Here is a 23,809-nt window from a genome sequence, read left to right as displayed (position 1 = left end):
AAATCTATCTTCAATAATAATATCAGAAATTATTATTATTGTCGGTTTATAGGGTTATATTTGTATTCATACTATTATCTCTTATATATGACCCTTTTTTGAAAAAATCTTCTTTTTGTATAAATTAGCGATACATTTAATACATCACTTAAAGGAGGTGATATCTATGTCACTTATGATCAAAAACTAGCTCCATATATTGATGAAAACCATAATACTTGAGGTATTATGGTTTTCATCAATATATGGAAGTTTATAAATACTATAAATTACGATAGGAGATAATTATGTATAAGACAAGTTTATTAGCAACGGGTGGTTTTAACGAAAAATGTGGAATTTTAGGTGTTGGTACAAAGCAATTTACATTGAGTTTAGAAGAATTTAAAGATGCACTCCATCTTTTAAACTATATGGAAATTGAACGTACCGAAACCGAAATTAAAAAGTTTGAATTAAAACATAACATTAAAAAAAATACTTTTCAAAAATTATTAGACGGTAATTTAATTTTAGAAAGCTCGTTGGTAAAGCCGAAAAAGGATACTCTTGATTTTAAAAACTATTTATATTTATTATCAATAGATGTAGATGCAAAGTTAGTGTTAAATAATTTAAAAAATACTATAGTGATTATCATTGGTTGCGGTGGGATAGGAAACTTTTTGAGTTACTCCTTGGCAACCTTTACTCCTGAAAAAATGATACTTATTGATGGAGATAAGATCGAAAATAGTAATTTAAATCGGCAATTATTGTTCACAACTAAAGATATAGGATATTCAAAAGCAGATATACTGAAAAAGCAGATTCAATTACGTAATCCTTTATTAGATGTTACGTCCTATGATAGATACGTTACCGAGGATCTACTAGAAAAATCAATTAAATTAACAGATAATAAGCGATATTTAGTAATACTTTCAGGGGATAGTATTACTGCTTTAGAAGAAACTACAAAGTATTGTGTAAAAAATAAAATTCCCTTTTTAAATGTTGGTTACTTAAATGATATTTCTGTAATTGGACCATTTTATGTTCCACGGATTTCAAGTTGTCCATATTGCAATAATACTTTATCTCTTGAAAAACATGAAAAAGATTCAATGCAAAATGAGTTGTTGAATATTAATAATAAATATGAAGCTCCATCTAGTTTTACAAATAATGCCTTAGCGTCTAGTTTAGCAATGTCTGATATTATTCAGTTTGAAGCTGAAAAATTAGATAAAGTCAAATCGCTAAATAAACGATTTGGTATTGACAATGTGACGTTTAAAAATTATACATTAGAGGTTCCCAAAGATAAAGATTGTAGCTTTTGTAGCGAGGAAAATAAATGAAGCAACTGCATAAAAATATCAAAATATTTTATCTAGCAACCACTTTGACCACGTTAGCAGCTTCTTTGCCGCATGCCGTCTTGACCGTGCTCTTGTTTGCTAAAGGCTTGTCATTGACGCAGATCATGTTAGTTCAAGCGACCTATAGTCTGGTCATTTTAGTCAGTGAATATCCTAGTGGTCTATTAGCTGATCTGTATTCTAAAAAAGTCCTCTTTTTATGGGCAAAAGTCTTTTTGAGCGGGATGTTTTTGCTAGTTTGGTTAGGCGAAAGCTTTCAGACGATATTACTTGCTTGGGCATGCTATGGGTTAGCAATGGCGTTAGAAAGTGGAACATTGGATGCACAACTGATAAATGAACTCAAGCACCAAGCTCAAAATCGCTTAGTTGCCAAATTTATCAGCAATACTAATCGCTTGGATCTTATTAGCGCACTGTTTGGAGGGGTACTTGGTTCATGGCTGTATTATAGGTTAGGGATAAAGTTTTATTTGGTGAGTGTACTCTTAACATTAGTAGCGTTTTTGGCGATCAGATATGGTTATATTGAAGAGGTCACTGATAGTTCTAAGCAAAACTTGAAACAGAGCTTGAGCAAACAAGTAGTGACCGGCTTTAGCGAACTTAAACATTCACGTCAATTACGGTTGATGATCGCTTTAACTATTGCGGGGCAATTTTTCTTTCAGGCTCACTACCAACTCTGGCAAGCGTTATTTTTGAAGCAAGGCTTTAATAAAGAGCAGTTTTATATTTACTATGTTATCTTTCAGTTGATAAGTCTTGGAGCTTATAGCTTGCCGGTAAAACTTGAAACGTCTGCGATCAAGCGGTGGTATGGGCTATCTTTAATAGGTCTATTGACTAGTAGTGTACTTTTAGTAATTACAGACAAAATGAGCTTTTTACTCAGCTATTTAGTCTTAGTCTTTATCTTTACCTTTTTTGAATACTTCAGTAATGTGTTATTTTCCAAAACAGTTTCTAAAACGCATATCTCATCGCTGACCTCATTACGTTCGAGCTGCGGACGCTTATCCTCGTTAGTGTCGTTGTTGCTGTCGAGCTTACTTTTGACATATCTTTCAGTCAAAGTCGTAGTTTTATTGAATTTTATTTTAGCGATGAGTGCAAGTTTAGGCGTGATCTATTTAGCGCTCAAAGACAAAACAGCTCAGACTTAAATCAGATGTGAGCTATTTTGGCTTGAGCCCATTTCTCAGATGAAGCTATAAAAAAATGAGAGGCTGTGACATAAGTCTCTATCTTTAAAGAAGACCATTCGAATTTTTTGAAAATTTTGAAAAATTCGGATGGTCTTCTTTTTGTTTTTATTATTTGGTGATATTTTTGAACTACTAGTGGACATTTTCCACATGTTCAATGCCATTAACGCTATCCCCATTTGTCGATTTACCTTTTTCTTACTTCGTACGGTAAATCGAGTAAAACCCAAATAAGCCTTCAAATTACCGAAAATAGGTTCGATCTCATACTTTCTTCTACGATAGATCTTATTTTTTTCAGTATTTGAAAGGTTTGTTTTTACTTTCCCCTTGAAATATTCCCATTGTGGATTGATATAGATCTTTCTGACGTTTCCTTTTTTGGTCAATGCATTTGGATCTTCTTTACGATCTTCATCGAATTTTTCAGCTTCATATACTTTAAAATTTCGTTTATAACCATATGTATCATGGCGATATGCATAGCGTTTAAAGTTAAAACGAACATTCTTTGGATCTATATAGTAATCATCTTCAGCGTTATAATGCCAATTCATCACTTTGCGCTCATCTGATCTCCAACGTTTGGTTTCTTCCTTTAACATCGTATTATATGGAATAAGGTAATCAAACACTCCGAATTTATCTTCGATAAATTCATAGTTAGGTTCAGATCCATAACCAGCATCAGCAACTATCGGACCTTGAATAACATCTGCATCCATCTTTTCTAAAAATGGGATCAAAGTACGCATATCAGTTGGATTAGGTGCGAGGGTGTAGTCCAAAGCAAATTGATTATTAGCAGCGACTTGGAGATTATAGCCAGGTTTGGTTTGACCATTTTTCATTGGATCTTCTTTCATACGCATAAAAGTGGCGTCATTATCAGTTTTAGAATAGCTGTTTCGCTCGCCAACGATGGCAAACTGTTCAGCATATTTAGAGTTTTTCTGTTTGCGCTCGCGTGTTTGTTTTAAGTATTTCTTGGCCGTCCGTCGTTCCTGCTTCGCAGGATTAGGGGAGATCTTCTTAGTCTCTTCGACTTTTTCATTCAAATATTCAATTCGTTGTTCCAATCGGGCACATATCTCATCAAGTTGATCAACAGTCAGATCATCAGCAAAATCAATATTGACGATCGATTCTTTGATCTCTTTCAATAACTTTTTAGCTTTTTGTCGATTTAAATCATCATAGCGAATAGTATTTTTCTTCCAAACAAACGAGTATTTATTTGCGTTAGCAAGAATCTTAGTACCATCAATAAACACAGCCTCATCAATGAGCCCATTTTTTCGCAAATATTCTCTAAATTCAGAAAACGAACTTTTTAGCATCATCTCAATAGTATCAGAGACAACAAAGCGAGCAATAGTACGATAAGTAGGTTGGGCTTCCTGAGTCAACCACATGGCAACAACGTTTTCCCGAGCAAAACGTTCGATCTTTCGACAAGAAAAAATACCATAACTATATGCCAAAAGAACTAACTTGAGTAAGACCCGAGGTTCATATTCGAAAGGACGCCCAAAGGTATAAGAGTCATCAAAATCAATAGATTCGACTAAATGGTGTATGTAGTGTGCTTGATGATTTTTTTCAGGTTCATAGAAGGTCGCCATGTTCAAACTGAGTTGATTTATGTTATAATTACTGTGCATGGGTTTATCTCCTTTCTTTTTTGAAGGGGGTAGACTATAGGGCATCAGGGGGTTCTGATGTCCTTTTTTATTTATAGTATACAAAAACGGTCGTAAATGAACAATTTTTAAAGTCCATTTACGACCGTTTTTTGGAGACTTATGTCACAGCCTCTCATTTTCTATCCTGTTGTCCAATAGTAGTTTTTCTCCGCCGCATCAAAATTTACAATGTGACGACAACAGCTAAAATTATCATAAAGCTCCCTAAAAGTAAGCAATTGAAGCTAAACTTCTTAAAATGGATCGGGGCATTTTTCTTTTCTGAAGCTACCCGCTTGATATCGATCTTGCGTTTAGCAAATTCTTCATCACTTTCACCTTTGCGTTGGCGTTGAAACCACCCAGCCAACAAGTTAGCGTGGAGTAAAATATCAAACATCATTAAACACAATAATGCTAGTCCACTCATAAATAAAATATCTGAAACCAAAATATGGTTGCTAGTCAAACGCCCAACGATCGTCAAGAGCAACACGATCCCTGCGATCACTAGGTCCCCTTTGAGCCAAATGTTTTCTTTGACAAATTGCATTCTCTTCTCACCCATTGCTAATTAAGTTTTTCGTACTGTCCGCTGACTTCATTTAACTTTTGTGAAACGCCACTGGCCAGATCAAATCGGTACATCCCCTTCAAATTGGAAACTTGCGGATCACTTGGACTGGTATGTCTGATCTCGATCTGATAGTGATCATTACCTAGATCTTGAACATAATATTGGTCCCCAGCTTCTTGTGGGATCGCAGTCGCCTTCCGAAAGGCACTCAAGACATCTTGGTTGCTCATCTTAGCTGACATCGAGGAGACTGCCTCACTTGGAGCACTGGCGATCTCACTGCCAGTTTCTTTTTTATACTCTGAGCTTAGTAACTTTGAGCTCCGTGCATTAGTGTAGCCAGCTTTGGGCGTCACGTTATTCGACGCAGTTACTTCACTAGCACTAGTGGCGGTACTACTTTGTTCAGAGCTAACCGTTGCTTGAGCCGAAGCGATCTTAGCTTTATATCCAGCTTCTTTTTCTTGTAACATCGCCACAGCTTGATACTTGCTCGATAGTGAGTCTAAGGCTTGCAAACTCCCACCCGCCGCTTGATAAGCACCAGCTTGATAATATTGTTCAACTTCAGCGGCATAATGTTTAGCTAACTTTACGGCCTGATATTCTTTTTCAAGTTCATTGACTTGTTTGACTAAAGCTGTCGGTGATTCAACTTTTTCCAATTGACCTAGGTATTTCTCCGTTTCGGTCAACTTAGCTGCCGTCACAGCTTTTTTAGCTGCTAATAGCAAAGCAAGATCGGCTTTTAAGGCCCGCACATGGGTCGGGGCCTGCTTGATATTTTTGATCTTATTCAATTCATCATAAGCTTGCTTATTTTCACCTGATTCCAAATATGAAAGTGCACTTTGATAGCGTTCGTTGACTTTAGCTTGAACTGTTTGACTCGTGCTTTCACTAGTCTTATTCGCTGTTTGACTATTCGAACAAGCACTCAAGATAAATATCACACTAAAAAACAAACAGCTCAACGTTAATATTCTTTGTTTTTTCATAACTATCAGCCGACTATTAAAAAATAGCTTTTCCTTTCTGCTTTAAACAAACAGCATAATGATCTTACAGTTACATTATACCATTTTACTTGATCATTTATCGATCTGGGCTCGTTTTTCATTGAGCTTTTTGCCGACCAAATACGTCGTGATCCAGATCACAAAGATCACGGCGATCGCTGAATAAAGGACTGCTAAGCATTCTTTGACAAAGATCTTAGAATTCAAATAGTAACTAAAATCGGCATCTAACTTATACAGCAAAATAAATAAAGCTAAGTCGCTGCCAAACATCCCAAAGAATAACGTATTAAACGTCATCCCCATGATCTGAAAGCCGATCGTCTTGCCACTTTTAAAAACTTCGGGCAAAGTGATCGTGGGGCGTTGTTCGATCAATTCATTCAAACCGCTAGCAACAGCGATCGCAGCTTCGGCAATTGCCCCTAAAGTACTCAAGACAGTGGTTGCAATGAGCAACTGTTCAAAATTGACCCCGACCAAAAGATCAAACGCTTCGATCTCTTCTGATTGCTCGTTAGCAAAACCCTTGATCTGAGCGAAATGATCCATTGGAATGATCAAGATCAGCATCACGATCAACACGATCAGCGTCGCCTTAAAAGCAATATTGGCCGTTTTTTCATCCTTATTTCCCATATAGATCGTGATCGCTAGGATACAAACGCCCGCAAAAAATGCGACCCAAACTGGTGGCAAACCGCCTGTGATCAAGATAACTGTTATAAACAAAATAATAAAATTGAAGACGGCACTAAAAAATGCAGTCAAGCCAGCTTTACCACCAACTATCAACATCAAGACCGCTAAAATAAGCGTTAAAATACTAATTGCCGACATTTTGCTTCCCCCCTAAAAATTGGGCACTCAAAAAACTAGCTAACGGAACCGTTAAAACGATCCCGATCCCACTGATCAATGCTTGAACGATCCCTAAAGCCATCGTCCACTCAAACGTATAGGCAATGCTGTTGCCTGTCTTAAAATATAAGACCGACATTGCAAACGTTTCGGCAAAAAAGATCAGCAATAAAACATTGATCAGTGGTCCCATGACCGAGCGTCCGATCACTTGACCTGATTTGAATAATTGTTGCTTCGTCAATTCAGGTTGGCTGCGTTTCATCTCAAAAAGCGTCGAAACGATATCCGTCGCTGCATCCATTACTGCACCTAATAAACCGATCACTGTCGCCGCTAAGAAAAGTTGCTTAGGTGATTGCGTGGCAAAATCTAAAGCTTCATAGTGCACGCCCTTGCTTTTAGTAAAATACAAGACTAAACAACCAATGACTAACGCACTGGTCGTTCCTAAAAAGATCGCCAAAAAAGTCACGCTAAATTGCTTGTTTAGGCCGATCACTAACGCTAGGGATAATGCAGTAAAGAGCAAAGCCGCTATTGCAAAAAGCCAAAAGAAATTCGTCAGATTCAAAAAGACATCTATTTGGACTATCAATAAAAATAAGACGAAATTTAAGATTACGCTCAATAATGAACGTATCCCCTGAAACTGCATCGTTAAATATAGTAATACTACGACTAACCAACTCAACATTATCAAATAAACATCTCGCTTATAGTGTGAGATCACGACATCTTTTTGCCCACGATGTTCATGGATATTGACAAATATTTGTTGCCCTAGATGGTATTTTTGGTCAAGTCCGCCTGAGCTTGAATAGGTGTTATTGACCTTAAAGCTTTGCCCACGGTATTTGCCGTTTAAGATCTCTAACGTCAACGTCTGGCGGGTCGTCTCATCGCTATTATTATACACATCGGTCGTTTTTTCTGGTGTAGCCTGCTTAACGGCGACCACTTTTCCGATCGGTTGTTGATATAAAAAAGCATCATTGCGCAAAAATAAATATAAACATAGGCCACTGACCAAGATCAAGGCTAGTTTGAGCCATGTTTTGGTGTTGACTTTCATTTTAGTCCCTCCAAAAATCAGTTTATTTAACCATATCACAACTTAGCCCTTAACATGTTAAAATATATCTAAACTTTGAAAAGGATGTGCCCTAATGAAAACTTCTGAACGTGTTTTAGAATTATTGACAAGAAGTGAAACTTATCTTTCCGGGCAAGAATTAGCTGATCGTTTACAGCTCACCCGAGCAGCGATCTGGAAAGCGATCGAACAGCTAAGAAAAGCCGGCTATCAGATCGACAGCAAACCACATGTGGGCTACCGCTACACTGATAGTGATACTTTGAATCAAACTGCGATCTTACAAGCTCTTTCTTTAGACTTAGACCTAGAACTCCAAGTATTTGACTCACTTCCTTCGACTAATCTCAAAGCCAAAGAACTTGGATTAAACACTACTTCACAAACACCACTAGTTGTTATCGCCGACCATCAAACAGCTGGCTATGGGCGCTATCACCGAGATTTTATCTCACCTAAAAATACCGGGATCTATCTTAGTATCCTCTTAGCCAACAAGAGCCCTGATTTTGATCCCGGGTTACTCACGACAGCAACTGCCATCGCGGTCACTCGTACCTTAGAAAAAACACTGGCGCTAAAGCCCACGATCAAATGGGTCAACGATGTCTTAGTTGATGATAAAAAGATCTGTGGTATCCTGACCGAAGGGATAACTGATCTAGAGACTCAAAGTTTGAGTCAAGTAGTTGTTGGAACTGGGCTCAACTTTTTAACTGAGATCTCAACTTTTCCACCTGAGCTTCAAGCACGAGTCGGAACTTTAGCACCTTATGTCAAAAAAAATCGGCTCTCACGCAACCGTTTCATCGCGACCTATCTAAATGAATTCTTCAAAATTTACCAAAATTATACGACAGGATCTTTTATGGATGAATACCGGGCTCACTGTGACTTGATCGGTAAACACGTCACTATCCAACGTCCCACTGGTACCTTAGAAGCACAAGTAATTGACATCAACGGCCACGGTGCTTTAGTCTTAGAGAACGGAAAAGTTTTGAATTCTGGCGAAGTCATCAAAGTTAGGAAGGTGTAATATGAAAGTTATTTTTGTTTGTCTCGGAAATATCTGTCGCTCCCCGATGGCTGAAGCAATGTTTAAGGATCTGGTGTCTTCAGCGGAGCTAAGTTCGCAGATCCAAGTCGATTCTGCGGCTACAAGCACATACGAGCTAGGTTCTCCACCTGATAGGCGCACTGTCAATGAACTAGCTAAACACGGTCTATCAGCCACCAATATGATCGCACGCCAACTAAATGCAACTGATTTTTTAGAAGCTGACTATATCTTAGTGATGGATGAAAATAACCTCCGGGACGCTAAAAGAATGGCACCGGATAAAAACTCAGCCACTAAAGTCAAATTAGTTTACTCACTGACCCCTGGAAAAGAAGACCATGTCGTAGCTGATCCTTGGTATACTGGTGATTTTGCGAAAACTTACGCTGATCTAAGCGAAGCCTTGCCATTTTGGCTCGAATATCTAAAAAAGAGGATAAAATAACTATATAAATAACGCGGGGCCGACAAGATGCGTAGTTTTACGCTTTAAGTCGGTCCCGCGTTATTTAGTCTATTTTTAATATAATTCTTTTACTTGTTCTTGGACGGTTTCATGGTTCAAGAATTCATCATAGGTCGTATCAAAACGATCAACGACACCCTTGCCTGAAACTTCAACGATATGGTCAGCGATCGTTTGGATAAATTGGTGGTCGTGAGAAGTGAAGATCAACGAACCCTTAAAGTCGATCAACGCATCGTTTAAAGACGTGATCGATTCAAGATCCAAATGGTTAGTTGGGTCGTCTAATAACAAAACATTGCCCTTTTCAAGCATCATCTTGGATAACATACAACGTACTTTTTCGCCCCCAGATAAGACCTTGATCTGCTTATCGATGTCATCACCTGAGAAGAGCATTTTACCTAAAAAGCCCCGCAAGAAAGTATTGTCATTTTGTTCTTTATCCGCATATTGCCGTAACCAATCTAAGATCGACAATTCATCATTGTTGAAGTTAGCATCCAGATCACGTGGCATATAACTTGGGATCGCAGTTTGGCCCCAAGTTACAGAACCGGTATCTGGTTCTAACTTACCAGCTAAGATCTGCATCAAAGTCGTTGTTGCCAAGTCATTTCTTGAAATGATCGCCGCTTTTTCACCGGGGCGGATCATAAAGCTGACATTGTCCAAGATCTTGACCCCATCGATCGTCTTTGAAACATTTTCGACCCGAACTAAGTCATTTCCCAATTCACGTTGCATCTCAAATTTAACGAATGGATACTTGCGTGAAGATGGTTTGATATCATCTAAAGTGATCTTTTCTAATTGTTTCTTACGTGAAGTAGCTTGCTTAGACTTAGAAGCATTGGCTGAGAAACGTGCGATAAATTCTTGTAGCTCTTTGATCTTTTCTTCTTTTTTGGCATTGGCATTGGCTTGCAATTTAGCAGCTAATTGGCTTGATTCCAACCAAAAATCATAGTTACCCACATAAAGCTTGATCTTGCCAAAGTCAACATCACACATTTCCGTGCAGACTTGATTCAAGAAGTGGCGGTCGTGAGAAACAACGATCACGATCTTAGGATAATCCGCCAAGAAATCTTCCAACCAGCTGATCGTTTGCACATCTAAACCGTTTGTTGGTTCGTCTAGCAATAAAATGTCTGGTTCACCAAAAAGCGCTTGCGCCAACAACACTTTGACCTTTTCACTTTCGGATAACTCACTCATCTTTTGGGTGTGCATACTTTCAGCGATCCCAACTGATTGTAACAATTGAGAGGCATCTGCTTCAGCATTCCAGCCGTCCATTTCAGCAAACTGAGCTTCTAGGTCGGCTGCTTTTAACCCATCTTCTTCAGTAAAATCAGCTTTGGCATACAAAGCATCTTTTTCTTTCATGATATCATAGAGTTTCTTATGGCCTTGGATCACGGTCTCAAGTACTTCAAATTCTTCAAACCCAAAGTGATTTTGGTTCAAGCTAGAGATCCGTTCATTTGGTCCAGTCGTGATCGTCCCTGTCGTTGGTGTCAATTTACCTTCTAATAGTTTTAGGAAAGTCGACTTACCAGCACCATTGGCTCCGATAACGCCATAACAGTTACCTGGTGTAAATTTTAAATTGACGTCATCATAGAGCAAACGTCCTGAGAAGTTCAAACTTACATCGCTTACTGTGATCAATGATATTCCCTCGCATTCTTTAAGTTATAATCTCTATTGTAACATATTACTGCACCAAAAACTCACAGCTTCGTGGCTAAATTTTGGTGTTTTAGACTTGGAAAAACAACTTTGTCGGCTATTTCAACTATTGTGCCTTGAAAAGCCAAAGCAAACAGCGTACCAATATTTATCGCATATAGCTGATGTGTCACTAATAGTGAGATCACGATCGCCACGATCGGCGGTGTAAAGACGAGCAATTGCGCTACTGTCGCATTACCTTGTAAATATTTGAACCGTATGATCTGCATTAAGTCATCAACTGGATGGAGCATCCAATTTACGCGCTGATAGATCGAAATAGCTACTGCGATCAAAACAACTCCCAAACAATCTAGTATCACTTGCGCCCACAGTGGAAGATGCGTGATATGTAATTTTAGTAATTGGACTTCAAAAACACCTACTAACCATGAAAATGGCACCATAAAGATCAAATTGCCCAAAACTCGTTTAAAATCAAACCGTCCTAAAATGATGATGTTTGTCACGATCACAATGATCCCTGATAAGATCAACATCACACTCAACGTGATCGGTAAGACTTTTGAAAGATTAACAGCTGCTGCGGTCCAAAGCGCACTCCCTAAATTGATCGCAACCGTCAAGGCATTGCCTAAACTATTTAAAAAGATCGAAAAAATAAAGTAGCCTAATAATTTGGGCTTACTTATCGTCTGTATTGCTTGCATTTTCTTCCCCCTATCAATATCAGAGTAGGTCGGTCTCTGCGTTATGTCAACTTGCAGCATCAGCTACCGTTTTTCTACGCACTGAGATATTGTCATGCTCCGAAAAACAGCTCCTAAAAAATAACTGCAAGCTATCCATGATGAACTCACATCACGGTCAGCTTGCAGTTATTTCTACGGAGCTACCGTTTTTCTACGCACTGAGATAAATTAGTGCTACAATTGATTTGTAGTTGAAACCATACGAAAGGCGTGAATTTTTATGAGTGAAAATATCTTCTTTAATCCTGGTGACTCGATCGCTAGTGATTTTGACTTTGAAAATGCTTATGTTGCTGCCCAGATCTATCATCACAAAGCTGCTAAACCGGTCTTGATCGCCCAAGAAAAAGATGGCAAACCGTACTTTATCTTTGACGAAGCAGCAGCGATCGCCGAAGAACACGCTAAAGCTAAAGAATTTTCGGTTGTGAAGCGACTAAAATAAAGACTGTTTTCTTGATACAAAAATAGGAGAAAGCATCTAGTCAAGCTAGATCGCTTTCTCCTATTTAGTTTGAGCTATTTTCTCCGGAAACGAGTCGTAAATAATGGACTGACCGGTTTGTTTTCGTGGATCCGCTTGATCGCGTCTCCGATAAGTGGCCCAACTGAAACTTGAACTAACTTATCGATCTGTTTTTCTTCTGGAAGTTGGATAGAGTCTGTCACTACCAATTGTTTGATCGGTGATTTTTCGATCCGTTCGATCGCTGGCCCGGACAAGACCGGATGAGTTGCGGAAGCATAAACTTCGATCGCCCCTGCATCCATCAATGCTTGAGCCGCTAAAGTGATCGTACCAGCTGTATCGATCATATCATCGATCAAGATACAACGTTTGCCATCAACTGAACCAATGATGTTCATGATCTCAGCAACATTGGCACGTGGACGACGTTTATCAATAATTGCGATCGGTGCTTTCAAAAATTCAGCTAACTTACGTGCACGTGTCACACCACCATGGTCAGGTGAAACCACAACTGCATCTTTATCCAAACCTTGAGTCAAGAAGTAGTCAGCCAATAATGGGGCACCCATCAAGTGGTCAACTGGAATATCAAAGAAGCCTTGAATTTGAGCAGCGTGCAAGTCTAACATGATCGCACGGTCTGCCCCAGCTTTTTCAACCATATCTGCAACTAACTTGGCTGTGATCGGTTCACGTGAACGAGCTTTACGATCTTGACGAGCATAGCCGTAATACGGAATAACAACATTGATCGTAGCTGCACTTGCACGACGCAAGGCATCGATCATAATCAAAAGTTCCATCAAATTGTCATTGACCGGTGCTGAAGTCGATTGAATGATAAAAATTTCATCACCACGAATCGATTCTTCGATGTTGATGCGAATTTCACCATCACTAAAACGGTCAACAGAGGTCTTTCCCAAAGGTACGTCAACAGCAGCAGCAATTTTTTCAGCCAAAGGCTTGTTTGAGTTCAAAGCAAAAATTTTGATCTTTGAACTATTATAGTTTTCAGACATAGCATCCTCCAAAACAAATTTATCTAATTATAATACTATTCATTTATTCTACTAAAATCAAGCTTTTTAGGAATGTTTTTGGATTTGAGATAAACTAATCCTTATTTTCGCTTTCTGCCGCTGCTTTTGCGACTGGATAACGATCATAATATCCTGGTTTATTCACTTGACGTCCGCGAGCGATCGCCATCTCACGTGAAGCTACATCTTCGGTGATCGTTGAACCTGCTGCCACATAGGCGTGGTCTGCGATCTCAACTGGCGCAATAATATTTGAACCACTTCCGATAAAGGAATAGTCGCCTACATTAGCATGATGTTTATTTTGACCATCGTAGTTGACAAACACCGTGCCACAGCCCACGTTGATCTCTTTTCCAAGAGTCGCATCGCCAACATAGGTCAAATGCCCAACTTTAGTATTCTTGCCTAAAGTTGCCTTCTTAACTTCAACAAAGTTACCGATATGCACGCCTTCACCAATGTCAGCTTGTGGTCTCAAATGACTGTATGGTCCGATATTAGAACCATTACGCATGATCGCTCCTTCAAGGAAAGAAGCTTTTACTTTGATCCCATCTTCTAAAACTGTATCGCGTAATTCAGAATTCGCCCCGATCACACAATCTTCTCCGATGACCGTCTTGCCCTTCAAACTGACACTAGGCTCGATCACAGTATCGGCTCCGATCTTAACGTCAGCTTCAATATAAGTCGTCGCTGGATCGATCAATGTGACCCCATTTTTCATATGCAACTCGTTGATCCGACGTTGCATGACTTTGGTTGCCTTAGCCAAGGCGATCCGGTCATTGACACCCATTGATTCTTCAAATTCATCCATGCAGTAGGCTCCAACTGGGCGACCTTTGGCTTTTAAGATCTCGATCACATCAGGTAAGTAATATTCACCTTGAGCATTATCATTTTTTACTTCATGCAAAGTCTTGAACAAGGCTTGGTTATCAAAGCAATAAACACCCGTATTGATCTCATTTACCAAAGCTTCTTCTGGCGTCGCATCTTTTTGTTCGACGATCTTTTCAACTTCATCGCGATGATTTCTGATCACACGACCATAGCCAAATGGTTCATCAGTTTTAGCCGTCAAAACAGTTGCGACCGCACCACTTTGTTCATGTTGTTCAAATAGTTTAGCAAATGTTTTTGCTGTAAATAACGGAGTATCGCCACATGTAACTAAGGTCATCCCCTGTTTGTCACCTAAAAGTTCTTCAGCTTGTAAAACAGCATGACCTGTGCCCAATTGTTCAGCTTGTAGGGCATATTTTGTCCGCTTTCCTAAAGTCTCTTCAACTTTAGCCGCCCCGTGACCAACGATCGTCACGATCTCATCGATCTGATCTTTTTCAAGCTCAGTCAAGACATGGTCGACCATTGCCTTACCGCAGACTGGATGTAATACTTTGTATAATTTTGATTTCATTCGTGTGCCTTGACCTGCTGCCAAGACGATTGCATATTTTGCTGTCATTTCAGAATCTTGCCTCACTAAAAAGGCATTCCTTTCTCAGAATAATTAGTAAATACTATTTAATGATAAACCACCATCCCCCTAGTTTCAAGCGTCCAAACCCAATCAAAAAAGCACTAAACACCTGACTTGATGTTTAGTGCTCAACGGCTTTATTTGTTACCAAATACTTTTTCTAAATAGTTTCCTGGACTAACAGAGATCGTCTTATCTAAAGTATTGACTTGATCAACTTTTAGCAATGAAGTGTAGTCATCGACCATGCGTTTTCCATCAAATGAACCTTCAGCAAAAACAGTGATCCCGACTAAGTTTGACTCGAATTCTTCGATCATTGACTTCATCCCGTTGACCGTGCCGCCACCTTTCATGAAATCATCGACGACTAACACATTAGAGCCTCGCTTAAGACTGCGCTTGGACAATTCCATCTTTTCGATCCGTTCACTTGAACCAGATACATAGTTGACCGAAACAGTCGAACCTTCAGTGATCTTAGAATCACGACGCACGATCACAAATGGCACATTCAAGTAACTAGAAACGCTTTGAGCGATCGGGACCCCTTTAGTTGCCACTGTCATCACCGCATCGATCTGTTTATCGATATATTGGCGTGCGATCACGCGTCCAACTTTACGTAAAACATCAGGTCGGCCTAAAAGATCAGACAAGTATACATATCCGCCCGGTAAAAGGCGATCTTGTTCTGAAAGTTCGGCTGTCATCTCTTCAATAAATTCACGAGCTTCATATTCTTCCATTGAAGGAATAAAGCGCGCACCACCTGCTGCACCTGGGATCGTCTCTAAAATACCGATCCCACGTAATTTGAAAGTTCGCTTAATAATGGCAAGATCTTCGCTGATCGAAGACTTCGCTGATTCATAGCGTTCAGCAAAAAAGGTCAGCGAGATCAATGTATGCGGTGATTCTAAGAGATATCTCGTCATATCGATCAATCGATCACTTCTTCTGGTTTTCAAATTTATTCCTCCAATGTTTTTGAAATTTTAGTTACATTATACGTTATCAAACGGATTTTTCCTAGTTTTTAAGCTTTAAATAATTTTAAAGTTCGTTTTTTAGGTGATAAACCTTGATTCAAAATTGTTTTATCAGATATTTTTTCTCTTTCTGATTAACGTTCGGTTCTGAAACAAACTATTATAGATTATCACTGTCATCGGCTAGCGTCAATACTTTTTTAAATTTTACTTTGGGATACATATATGACTCTTCATGTATAAAAAATTATATAAATCAAATTAAATATGAATAAATATTAAATTTAACTTGAATTATTTGCATAAAAATTGTATGATAACCTTAATAAATGTATAAAGGAGTTTTTAAAATGGCAAATAAAAAGGTCGTACTCGCATATTCTGGTGGTTTAGATACTTCAGTTGAGATCGCTTGGCTCAAAAATAAGGGCTACGATGTGATCGCTTGTTGCATTGATGTTGGTGAAGGTAAAGACCTAGCTGCTATCCAAGAAAAAGGTTTAAAAGTAGGCGCAGTTGAATCTTTAGTCATTGATGCTAAAGAGGAATTCGCTAGTCAATACTGTTTAACGGCACTCCAAGCGCATACATATTATGAACAAAAATATCCGCTCGTTTCAGCCCTCTCACGTCCCTTGATCGTTAAACACCTAGTCAAGGTCGCTAAAGACTATGGGGCATGTGCGATCGCGCATGGTTGTACCGGTAAGGGCAATGACCAAGTCCGTTTTGAAGTCGGGATCCATGCTCTTGCTCCGGAAATGGTGATCGAAGACCCGATCAGAGATAATCATTGGTCTAGAGAAGAAGAGATCGATTATGCTCTTCAAAATGATATCCCCGTGCCGATCAACAAAAAAAGCCCTTATTCAGTTGATGAAAACTTATGGGGGCGGGCAAATGAATGCGGTATTTTAGAAGATCCGTGGCAAAGTGCTCCAAAAGATGCCTATGCTCGGACTTTACCTTTAGAGCAAACACCTGACGTTCCCAGTGTGATCGAGCTTGAATTTGACCAAGGTGTCCCCGTTAAATTAGCGGGAGAAAAACTTAAATTAGCTGATTTGATCTTAAAGCTTGATCGCTTAGCTGGCCAACATGGGATCGGGCGGATCGATCACGTCGAAAATCGGCTAGTCGGGATCAAATCCCGTGAGATCTATGAGTGTCCAGCAGCTACGGTTTTGATGGCAGCCCACAAAGATCTTGAAGATATCACACTTGAAAAAGAAGTCGCCCATTTCAAACCTGTGATCGAACAAAAGCTCAGTGAATTGATCTATAACGGGTTGTGGTTCTCACCGTTGATGTCCGCGCTCCAAGCTTTTTTAAAGCAGACCCAGACTAATGTTACTGGTGTTGTTCGCGTCAAATTATTCAAGGGTAACGTCATTTGTGAAGGTCGCAGATCGCCTAATTCCTTATACGATGAAAAGCTAGCGACCTATACTGCTGCTGATCAATTCGATCAAGAGGCTGCCAGTGGTTTCATCAAGCTTTTTGGCCTCCCAACTCAAGTCTATGCCCAAGTTCAACAAAAAAATGGAGGAAATAGCTATGAGTGATAAATTATGGGGTGGACGTTTTGAAGCGTCCCCGGATCAATTCGTTGATGAATTTGGGGCTTCGATCAGTTTTGATCAGTTGCTAGCAAAAGAAGACCTCCAAGGTTCACTTGCCCATGTAAAAATGCTCAAACACACCAAGATCTTGAGTGCAAACGAAGCAGATCAGATAATTGCAGGACTAGAAAAGTTAGCACACAAACTAACTACGGGTGAACTTGAATTTTCAGTCGCAAACGAAGATATCCATATGAATTTAGAGGCTCTGTTAGCCCAAGAGATCGGCCCAGTTGCAGGTAAACTTCATACCGCTCGGAGTCGAAATGATCAAGTTGCGACCGATCTACATCTTTATTTAAAAAAGCGCCTTCCCCAAGTATTAGAGGCGATCACTGGACTGCAAAAAGCGTTATTGTGCCAAGCAAAAAAACATCAAACGACACTGATGCCTGGTTTTACGCATTTACAACACGCCCAACCGATCACGTACGCCCACTATTTGATGGCATACTGGCAAATGTTCAAACGTGACTATGAGCGCTTTTTATTCAATCAAAAGCACACCGACATCTGTCCATTAGGTGCAGCAGCTTTAGCAGGAACGACATTTCCGATCGATCGTAAATTTAGCGCAGACCAATTAGGGTTTAGTGAGATCTATGCTAATTCATTAGATGCCGTATCTGATCGTGATTTTGCCTTGGAATTTTTAAGCAATAGTTCGATCTTGATGGTCCACCTTTCCCGTTTTTGTGAAGAACTTATCTTATGGTGTAGCTATGAATTTGGCTATCTTGAACTATCTGATAAATTCGCTACAGGAAGCTCGATCATGCCCCAAAAGAAAAATCCTGATATGGCTGAATTGATCCGGGGAAAATCGGGCCGTATCTTTGGTGATCTGATCGGCCTACTAACCGTTTTAAAAGGCCTTCCTTTGGCCTACAACAAAGATATGCAAGAAGATAAAGAAGGTGTCTTTGATGCTGTCAAGACGATCATCCCTTGCCTTAAGATATGCACTCAAATGGTCGAAACATTGAGTGTCAACAAAGAGCGGATGGAACAAGTGCTCACGACTGATTTTTCTAATGCCACAGAACTAGCCGACTACTTGGCTAAAAATGGAGTGCCATTCCGTCAAGCACACGCGATCGCCGGCAAGTTAGTCTTACACCAGATCAAACAACAGCAAACACTTCAAGATACCGACTTAGCAACTTTCCAGAAATTTTCACCGCAGATCAAAGCAGATGTGTATTCTGCCCTTGATCAAAGAACAGCCGTCAAGCGCCGTAACTCTTATGGTGGAACTGGTTTTGCCCAAGTTGAACAGCAGATCGAGCTTGCTGAGCAGTTTATGCAAAAATTCGAATAAATTTAACTAGAGGATAGAAATTGACCTTGTGAAATTTTTATCCTTTCTTTTTGTTTGTTCTTGCGCTAAACTCAAAAATAATAGCACTAGAAATGAGGCCTTTTATTCGTGAAAATCATCATTGCACCCGATTCTTTCAAAGAAAGTATGACTGCCAGTGAAGCAGCCCAAGCTATCTATGCTGGCTTTAAACCCATCTTTCCCACAGCTACATATGAATTGATCCCACTAGCAGATGGAGCAGTCGAGCTTGCGATCGCTTTGACTGACCTTAAGCAAAAAGCTACTGCAAGCGACATTTTGTTGACCGGCGAAGGCAGTTTAGATAGCCAAACAAAATTAGGCAAGACGCCCCTTGGGGTTTTGCGTGCGGTTAGAGACGTATCCCCTGACTGCACCGTGATCGGTCTAGCTGATAAGATCGAAGCCGTTTTTGAGTTGCATCAACTAGGTTTTGACGCTGTCTTTTCACTCCTGGAATCATCGACTTGGACCAAGCTTTAAAATTGGGACCAAAACACTTGACACAAACGATAAATGAAGTGGCGCATTTAGTGCAAAAATTCGTTTAGCGTGTTTGACTCTTTTAAAATAGCGCGTAGTTCAGTATAATTAAACTAATAATTTCAATGATAGACAGGTGAATCAAATGGAGATATCGGAGAAAGCTCCGGCTAAATTGAACTTCAGCTTAGATACCCCATTTCGTCATCAAAACGGTGAGCCCGAATGGAAAATGGTAATGATCGCAGTTGATTTAGCCGATTACGTACACATCCAGACCCTTCCTAACTCGCATAAGATAACCGTCTCGACTGACTCTGGTTTTTTACCAAGTGATCAACGAAACTTAGCCTATCAAGCCGCTAAGATGTTGCGCGATAAATACCAGATCAATGAAGGCGTAGCGATCACGATCGATAAAAATATCCCTGTAGCTGCCGGTATGGGTGGTGGGTCTTCGGATGCTGCGGCTGTCCTACGTGGCTTAAACAAGTTATGGCAACTTGGTCTCTCACGCAAAGAACTTGCTGAAATCGGGCTAAAGATCGATTCAGATGTTCCATTTTGTATCTACAGCGAACCAGCCCTTGTGACTGGTAAGGGCGAGATCGTGACCCCGATCGGTCCTTTACCCCCATTGAAGATCATCATTGCTAAACCACGCGACAGTGTCTCAACGCCTAGCATCTTAAGAAAAATCAATTATGATAAGATCAAACATCAAGATGTCGATGCTGTCGTTTGTGCGATCAAGTCACAAGATTATGCAACGATGGTCACTAAGATGGGAAATACCTTAGAATCGATCACGGCTGAACGCCACCCTGAGATTTTAAAGATCAAAGAAAAAATGCTTCAATTTGGCTGTGATGCAGCCCAAATGAGTGGCAGTGGGCCAACAGTTTTTGGGGTCTGCCAAAAAGCTTCACGAGCCCAACACATTTACAATAGTTTACGTGGTTTCTGTAAGGAAGTTTACATCGTTAGTCCTTATAATTTAGACCAGCAAACTTGTTTTTAAAAAACTAAGACCAGATAAAGTCCTTAACTGTTTAAGAACTCTATCTGGTCTTATTTTTAATGATGCCATGCAAGCGGACGGTTATTCCACAAGATCTTATCCATCGTGTCTAAAACTTTAGTGCTTTGATGCAGGTCGGTATGATCCGTATTGGTATAAACAGCTTGATAATATTTAGACCAATTGGGATGAATGATATTTTTCAAAAATAGTGACTGTACATTGGGCACTGAGCCGTCAGTTTTTTCACCATCGACCGAGCCCATCAAATTATAAAAATCGATACTAGCAAGTGGATCAAATTCTTTGAATTTTTTCAACAAGCGCTGGTAATTTTTATCAGCCGAGGCTTTAGCTTGAGCCTTGGCATAACTCATATTCTCATCCACACTTTCATCGATCGGTGTTCCCAGTAAGATCACCTTAGGAAAAGCGATCTCTTTTTGTAACGAACTTGAATCTGCCAAAGCATGTACCAAAGCACTCCCACCCCATGAATGTGCGATCACGTTGAGTTTATCGACATGATGATCACGGTGCAAAAGCGTAAGTACCTGCTGTAGCCACTTTGTCTGTGGTTGGTAATCTTTTGTATAATTCCAATCAAAGATCAATTGGATCAAAGCATTTTTCTTATTGGCTACACTACCTTGGATCTTGACCTTGCCTGTTGGAGTCACATGGATCGTCATTGTCTTTTGTGCGATATTTTCTTTTTGGTAGTATTTGATCAATTTACTGTAAGTCCAACCATTCCCACCCCACCCAGGGACTAAGAGCGTTGGAACATCGCTATACGCAATATCCGAACGCAACTGTTTCGTGCGTAATGCTTCTCCAGGTGTTCCACGTAAAAGCCATAATTGGAGGCAGATCAGCCCGACTAAAACACTGCCTAAAATCACCCACCATTTTTTCAAGACTGTGCTCGCCTTCTTTCTACTAGTGCATAAATTATAGTCCTTTTTGCTGATTTATGCATCCGTTTTGACTTCAATTTTTTATTTAATAAATTTGCCGATCAGCAACAGGCTTCAACGATAGTAACTCAAATAAAGATCCCGCTATGAGCTTCATAACGGGATCTTTACTAAAGTCTTATTTTTGGACTGCTAACAATTCTACTATTTCTTCAGTTGGAATACCAGCAAAATATTGGGTGAGATCTAGCTTAGCTAAAGCTTGACGAATTTCTGCCGGAGCGTATTTTACACCCGCCAAGAGCGCTTCTACTTCACCGACATCTTTTTTACCAAAGAAATCACCATAGATCTTGACTGAAGTGATCACGCCATTATCGATCAAGAAACGCGCATCGATCGTTCCACCGGTGAAGCGATGTCTTCTTTGAACTGTAAACTCAGGAGAACGTCCATAGACCCAATCCCAATTTTTATACAGCTCTTGTTCGATTTTTGCGATCTCAGCTTTATCCGTCTCATCTAAATGATATTCGAATTTTTGGGCTTGCTCTAATGAATCTACTTGCCAGATCTTTTTGATCAATTCATCCCGGAAGGCAAAGGTATCTAGTGCTTGATACTGTTTATCCAAATAGGGTTTGATATTGGTCACGTGCGAACGAACTGACTTAACACCCTTTGATTCGATCTTATCTTTAGATACACGCAACGCATTTTCGACAGCACTTGTATCCACATCAAACATCAAAGTCCCATGGGAAAAAGTTTTGTCGCCCTTTGTATACATCGCATTACCAGAAAATTTCTTGCCTTCGATCACGATATCATTACGCCCTGTCACCTCAGCTTTGGTAGCGCCCATCTCATGCAATGCTTTGACGATCGGCTGGACCAATGTCTTAAAATCACCAAACTTTTGATCTTTAGCTGGTACGACAAAGCTAAAACACATATTGCCTAGATCTTGATACATCGCACCACCACCAGAGAGGCGACGGGTGATCGTGATCTCGTTGTCTTCACAATATTTCTGATTGATCTCTTCCATTGTATTTTGATTTCGACCTACGATGATACATGGTTTTTCGATATAAAACAGCATAAATGGTGCTTCTAATTTACCACTGTTCATCAAATACTGTTCCGTTGCTAAGTTAGTTCTGATATCATCAGTTTGCATTACTAGATACTGCATCTTCATCCCTCATTTGCCTAAAAATTAAATATTAGTTGGAAAACCAAGTGCCACATCAGCAGCATCCATCACCGCTTCACCTAATGATGGGTGTGGGTGGATCGTTAAGCCGATATCTTCAGTCGTTGCTCCCATTTCGATCGCTAAAGTCAATTCGTTGATCAGATCACTCGCATGGGCCCCAACGATCTGAGCACCTAGTAAGATATCTGTTTCTTCTTCGAAAACTAAACGAATAAAACCATCAGTCTTGCCCATTGAGATCGCACGCCCATTAGCAGCAAATGGGAATTGCGCCTTTTTAGCCTTAAAACCTTTTTCTTTAGCTTCGGCTAGGGTCAAGCCAGTCGTTGCGATCGAAGTATCTGTATAACAAACTGCTGGCATCGCACGATAATCGACCGTTGTCTTCATGCCAGAGATCGCTTCAGCAGCTACTTTACCTTCATAACTAGCTTTATGAGCCAAGGCAAAACCAGCTACGATATCACCGATCGCATAGATATGTGGAATATTTGTGCGACTTTGTGCATCAACTGGGATCAAACCACGTTCATCGACCTTGACTCCCGCTTGTTCTAAACCCATATCAGCTGTATTTGGTCGCCGACCGACCGAAACGATCACATAATCAGCCGTGATCTCTTGGGCTTTGCCATCGATCTCAAAGGTGACCTTGACGTTATCATCCGTTTGTTCCGCATTCTTAGCTAAAGCATTGGTGTAGATATCCACACCTTGTTTGCTAAAGTGATGTTCGACTACTTTAACAAGATCTTTTTCATAGTTAGCTAAGATCATCGAACCACCTTCAAGGATCGTTACATGTGACCCTAAGTTGGCATACGCTGAAGCTAATTCGCATCCGATATAACCACCACCAACAACGACTAATTCTTTGGGAACTTCACGTAAATTGAGAGCCCCCGTTGAGTCTAAGACACGACCCTTAAACTTAAAGTTAGGGATCTCGATCGGATGACTTCCTGTGGCGACGATCAAATTATTGAAACTATATGTTTGAGCATGGCCTTCCTTATCGATCACACGTAAATTGTGATCATCTTTCAAGAAAGCATCACCCCAAACAACATCGATCTGATGCTTTTTAAATAGTGATGCGACCCCACCAGTGAGCTTAGAAACAACACTATTTTTCCACTCGATCGTTTTATTGAAATCAAGTTTAGCTGCTGTTACTTGGAGTCCCATATCTTGGGAGTGCATTGCGTATTGGTAGTGGTGTGCTGCTTCGATCAAGGCCTTTGATGGGATACAACCTACGTTCAAGCAAACACCACCGATAAATTCACGTTCGATCACGGTTACTTTTTGGCCTAATTCAGCTGCATGGATCGCAGCTACATACCCACCAGGGCCCGCACCGATCACGACTGTATCTAATTCAATTGAAAAATCTCCAACTACCATCTAG

At 40.0% G+C, this 23,809-nt stretch carries 22 protein-coding genes; 9 read left to right on the top strand and 13 right to left on the bottom strand.

The window, feature by feature from the left end; translation table 11 throughout:
* The first annotated feature begins 287 nt into the window (after positions 1-287).
* Positions 288-1,343, top strand: coding sequence for a ThiF family adenylyltransferase (locus tag CPS94_RS00865; protein ID WP_112195740.1), 1,056 nt, complete (start codon positions 288-290; stop codon positions 1,341-1,343).
* Positions 1,340-2,530: an MFS transporter gene (locus CPS94_RS00860; protein WP_112195742.1), complete on the top strand. Its 1,191-nt coding sequence runs from the start codon at positions 1,340-1,342 to the stop codon at positions 2,528-2,530. Before CPS94_RS00865 ends, CPS94_RS00860 begins: the two co-directional genes overlap by 4 nt.
* Positions 2,531-2,565: 35 nt before the next feature.
* Here the strand turns inward: CPS94_RS00860 and CPS94_RS00855 are convergent, their stop codons facing one another.
* The 5 genes from CPS94_RS00855 to CPS94_RS00835 all read right to left on the bottom strand — a co-directional run bounded on the left by CPS94_RS00855 (position 2,566) and on the right by CPS94_RS00835 (position 7,789).
* Entirely contained in the window at positions 2,566-4,236 is a 1,671-nt protein-coding gene (locus CPS94_RS00855) for an IS1182 family transposase (protein ID WP_112286313.1), read from the bottom strand.
* Positions 4,237-4,441: 205 nt separating this feature from the next.
* On the bottom strand, positions 4,442-4,810 hold the full coding sequence (locus tag CPS94_RS00850; RefSeq protein WP_172477232.1) for a DUF3899 domain-containing protein: 369 nt from the start codon (positions 4,808-4,810) through the stop codon (positions 4,442-4,444).
* A gap of 17 nt (positions 4,811-4,827) precedes the next feature.
* The gene (locus CPS94_RS00845; RefSeq protein ID WP_162626387.1) at positions 4,828-5,775 is read right to left on the bottom strand and encodes a hypothetical protein; all 948 of its coding nucleotides are present in this window, start codon (positions 5,773-5,775) and stop codon (positions 4,828-4,830) included.
* A gap of 150 nt (positions 5,776-5,925) precedes the next feature.
* A complete protein-coding gene (locus CPS94_RS00840) occupies positions 5,926-6,693 on the bottom strand; it encodes a YibE/F family protein (protein WP_112195747.1) in 768 nt (255 codons plus the stop codon).
* Entirely contained in the window at positions 6,680-7,789 is a 1,110-nt protein-coding gene (locus CPS94_RS00835; protein WP_112195749.1) for a YibE/F family protein, read from the bottom strand. Before CPS94_RS00835 ends, CPS94_RS00840 begins: the two co-directional genes overlap by 14 nt.
* A 94-nt stretch (positions 7,790-7,883) precedes the next feature.
* Here CPS94_RS00835 and CPS94_RS00830 point away from each other — a divergent pair, with 94 nt between their 5' ends.
* Positions 7,884-8,849: a biotin--[acetyl-CoA-carboxylase] ligase gene (locus CPS94_RS00830; protein ID WP_112195751.1), complete on the top strand. Its 966-nt coding sequence runs from the start codon at positions 7,884-7,886 to the stop codon at positions 8,847-8,849.
* 1 nt (position 8,850) lies between these two features.
* On the top strand, positions 8,851-9,318 hold the full coding sequence (locus CPS94_RS00825; protein ID WP_112195753.1) for a low molecular weight protein-tyrosine-phosphatase: 468 nt from the start codon (positions 8,851-8,853) through the stop codon (positions 9,316-9,318).
* A gap of 75 nt (positions 9,319-9,393) precedes the next feature.
* Here the strand turns inward: CPS94_RS00825 and CPS94_RS00820 are convergent, their stop codons facing one another.
* Together CPS94_RS00820 and CPS94_RS00815 are read right to left on the bottom strand one after the other, a co-directional pair.
* A complete protein-coding gene (locus CPS94_RS00820; RefSeq protein WP_112195755.1) occupies positions 9,394-11,016 on the bottom strand; it encodes an ABC-F family ATP-binding cassette domain-containing protein in 1,623 nt (540 codons plus the stop codon).
* Between the two features lie 62 nt (positions 11,017-11,078).
* Entirely contained in the window at positions 11,079-11,750 is a 672-nt protein-coding gene (locus tag CPS94_RS00815) for a hypothetical protein (protein WP_112195757.1), read from the bottom strand.
* 262 nt (positions 11,751-12,012) lie between these two features.
* Between CPS94_RS00815 and CPS94_RS00810 the strand changes: the two genes are divergently transcribed.
* Complete coding sequence (locus CPS94_RS00810; RefSeq protein WP_004048770.1) at positions 12,013-12,237, top strand: hypothetical protein; 225 nt, start codon at positions 12,013-12,015, stop codon at positions 12,235-12,237.
* 74 nt (positions 12,238-12,311) lie between these two features.
* Here the strand turns inward: CPS94_RS00810 and CPS94_RS00805 are convergent, their stop codons facing one another.
* The 3 genes from CPS94_RS00805 to purR all read right to left on the bottom strand — a co-directional run bounded on the left by CPS94_RS00805 (position 12,312) and on the right by purR (position 15,767).
* A complete protein-coding gene (locus CPS94_RS00805) occupies positions 12,312-13,286 on the bottom strand; it encodes a ribose-phosphate diphosphokinase (RefSeq protein WP_004048772.1) in 975 nt (324 codons plus the stop codon).
* 94 nt (positions 13,287-13,380) lie between these two features.
* The gene (glmU, locus tag CPS94_RS00800) at positions 13,381-14,781 is read right to left on the bottom strand and encodes a bifunctional UDP-N-acetylglucosamine diphosphorylase/glucosamine-1-phosphate N-acetyltransferase GlmU (RefSeq protein WP_112195759.1); all 1,401 of its coding nucleotides are present in this window, start codon (positions 14,779-14,781) and stop codon (positions 13,381-13,383) included.
* Between the two features lie 152 nt (positions 14,782-14,933).
* Entirely contained in the window at positions 14,934-15,767 is an 834-nt protein-coding gene (purR, locus tag CPS94_RS00795; protein ID WP_004048778.1) for a pur operon repressor, read from the bottom strand.
* 371 nt (positions 15,768-16,138) lie between these two features.
* On the opposite strand from purR, the gene CPS94_RS00790 reads away from it, so the two are divergent.
* The 4 genes from CPS94_RS00790 (at position 16,139) to ispE (ending at position 20,256) form a co-directional block, all read left to right on the top strand.
* Complete coding sequence (locus CPS94_RS00790) at positions 16,139-17,353, top strand: argininosuccinate synthase (protein WP_112195761.1); 1,215 nt, start codon at positions 16,139-16,141, stop codon at positions 17,351-17,353.
* The gene (gene argH / locus CPS94_RS00785) at positions 17,346-18,731 is read left to right on the top strand and encodes an argininosuccinate lyase (RefSeq protein WP_112195763.1); all 1,386 of its coding nucleotides are present in this window, start codon (positions 17,346-17,348) and stop codon (positions 18,729-18,731) included. Before CPS94_RS00790 ends, argH begins: the two co-directional genes overlap by 8 nt.
* 108 nt (positions 18,732-18,839) lie before the next feature.
* Complete coding sequence (locus CPS94_RS00780; protein ID WP_238145359.1) at positions 18,840-19,235, top strand: glycerate kinase; 396 nt, start codon at positions 18,840-18,842, stop codon at positions 19,233-19,235.
* 145 nt (positions 19,236-19,380) lie between these two features.
* Complete coding sequence (ispE, locus tag CPS94_RS00775) at positions 19,381-20,256, top strand: 4-(cytidine 5'-diphospho)-2-C-methyl-D-erythritol kinase (protein WP_112195766.1); 876 nt, start codon at positions 19,381-19,383, stop codon at positions 20,254-20,256.
* 56 nt (positions 20,257-20,312) lie between these two features.
* On the opposite strand, the gene CPS94_RS00770 is transcribed toward ispE, so the two are convergent.
* From CPS94_RS00770 to lpdA, 3 genes are all read right to left on the bottom strand, one after another.
* A complete protein-coding gene (locus CPS94_RS00770; protein ID WP_112195768.1) occupies positions 20,313-21,176 on the bottom strand; it encodes an alpha/beta hydrolase in 864 nt (287 codons plus the stop codon).
* A 178-nt stretch (positions 21,177-21,354) separates the two neighbouring features.
* Complete coding sequence (locus CPS94_RS00765; protein ID WP_112195770.1) at positions 21,355-22,374, bottom strand: lipoate--protein ligase; 1,020 nt, start codon at positions 22,372-22,374, stop codon at positions 21,355-21,357.
* Between the two features lie 24 nt (positions 22,375-22,398).
* Complete coding sequence (gene lpdA / locus CPS94_RS00760; RefSeq protein ID WP_112195772.1) at positions 22,399-23,805, bottom strand: dihydrolipoyl dehydrogenase; 1,407 nt, start codon at positions 23,803-23,805, stop codon at positions 22,399-22,401.
* Positions 23,806-23,809: the final 4 nt, after the last annotated feature.

It is taken from the genome of Ligilactobacillus murinus (genome assembly GCF_003288115.1).
In the GTDB taxonomy this organism is placed as follows: domain Bacteria; phylum Bacillota; class Bacilli; order Lactobacillales; family Lactobacillaceae; genus Ligilactobacillus; species Ligilactobacillus murinus.
Note: the sequence above shows the minus strand (reverse complement) of the source record. Positions and strands in the feature narration are given on the sequence as shown.

Excerpts from the sequence above, each read along its gene's own strand:
- CPS94_RS00865 (WP_112195740.1), top strand. The coding sequence starts at position 288 with ATGTATAAGACAAGTTTATTAGCAACGGGTGGTTTTAACGAAAAATGT.
- CPS94_RS00860 (WP_112195742.1), top strand. The coding sequence starts at position 1,340 with ATGAAGCAACTGCATAAAAATATCAAAATATTTTATCTAGCAACCACT.
- CPS94_RS00855 (WP_112286313.1), bottom strand. The coding sequence starts at position 4,236 with ATGCACAGTAATTATAACATAAATCAACTCAGTTTGAACATGGCGACC.
- CPS94_RS00850 (WP_172477232.1), bottom strand. The coding sequence starts at position 4,810 with ATGCAATTTGTCAAAGAAAACATTTGGCTCAAAGGGGACCTAGTGATC.
- CPS94_RS00840 (WP_112195747.1), bottom strand. The coding sequence starts at position 6,693 with ATGTCGGCAATTAGTATTTTAACGCTTATTTTAGCGGTCTTGATGTTG.
- CPS94_RS00835 (WP_112195749.1), bottom strand. The coding sequence starts at position 7,789 with ATGAAAGTCAACACCAAAACATGGCTCAAACTAGCCTTGATCTTGGTC.
- CPS94_RS00830 (WP_112195751.1), top strand. The coding sequence starts at position 7,884 with ATGAAAACTTCTGAACGTGTTTTAGAATTATTGACAAGAAGTGAAACT.
- CPS94_RS00825 (WP_112195753.1), top strand. The coding sequence starts at position 8,851 with ATGAAAGTTATTTTTGTTTGTCTCGGAAATATCTGTCGCTCCCCGATG.
- CPS94_RS00815 (WP_112195757.1), bottom strand. The coding sequence starts at position 11,750 with ATGCAAGCAATACAGACGATAAGTAAGCCCAAATTATTAGGCTACTTT.
- CPS94_RS00810 (WP_004048770.1), top strand. The coding sequence starts at position 12,013 with ATGAGTGAAAATATCTTCTTTAATCCTGGTGACTCGATCGCTAGTGAT.
- CPS94_RS00805 (WP_004048772.1), bottom strand. The coding sequence starts at position 13,286 with ATGTCTGAAAACTATAATAGTTCAAAGATCAAAATTTTTGCTTTGAAC.
- glmU (WP_112195759.1), bottom strand. The coding sequence starts at position 14,781 with ATGACAGCAAAATATGCAATCGTCTTGGCAGCAGGTCAAGGCACACGA.
- CPS94_RS00790 (WP_112195761.1), top strand. The coding sequence starts at position 16,139 with ATGGCAAATAAAAAGGTCGTACTCGCATATTCTGGTGGTTTAGATACT.
- argH (WP_112195763.1), top strand. The coding sequence starts at position 17,346 with ATGAGTGATAAATTATGGGGTGGACGTTTTGAAGCGTCCCCGGATCAA.
- ispE (WP_112195766.1), top strand. The coding sequence starts at position 19,381 with ATGGAGATATCGGAGAAAGCTCCGGCTAAATTGAACTTCAGCTTAGAT.
- CPS94_RS00765 (WP_112195770.1), bottom strand. The coding sequence starts at position 22,374 with ATGCAGTATCTAGTAATGCAAACTGATGATATCAGAACTAACTTAGCA.
- lpdA (WP_112195772.1), bottom strand. The coding sequence starts at position 23,805 with ATGGTAGTTGGAGATTTTTCAATTGAATTAGATACAGTCGTGATCGGT.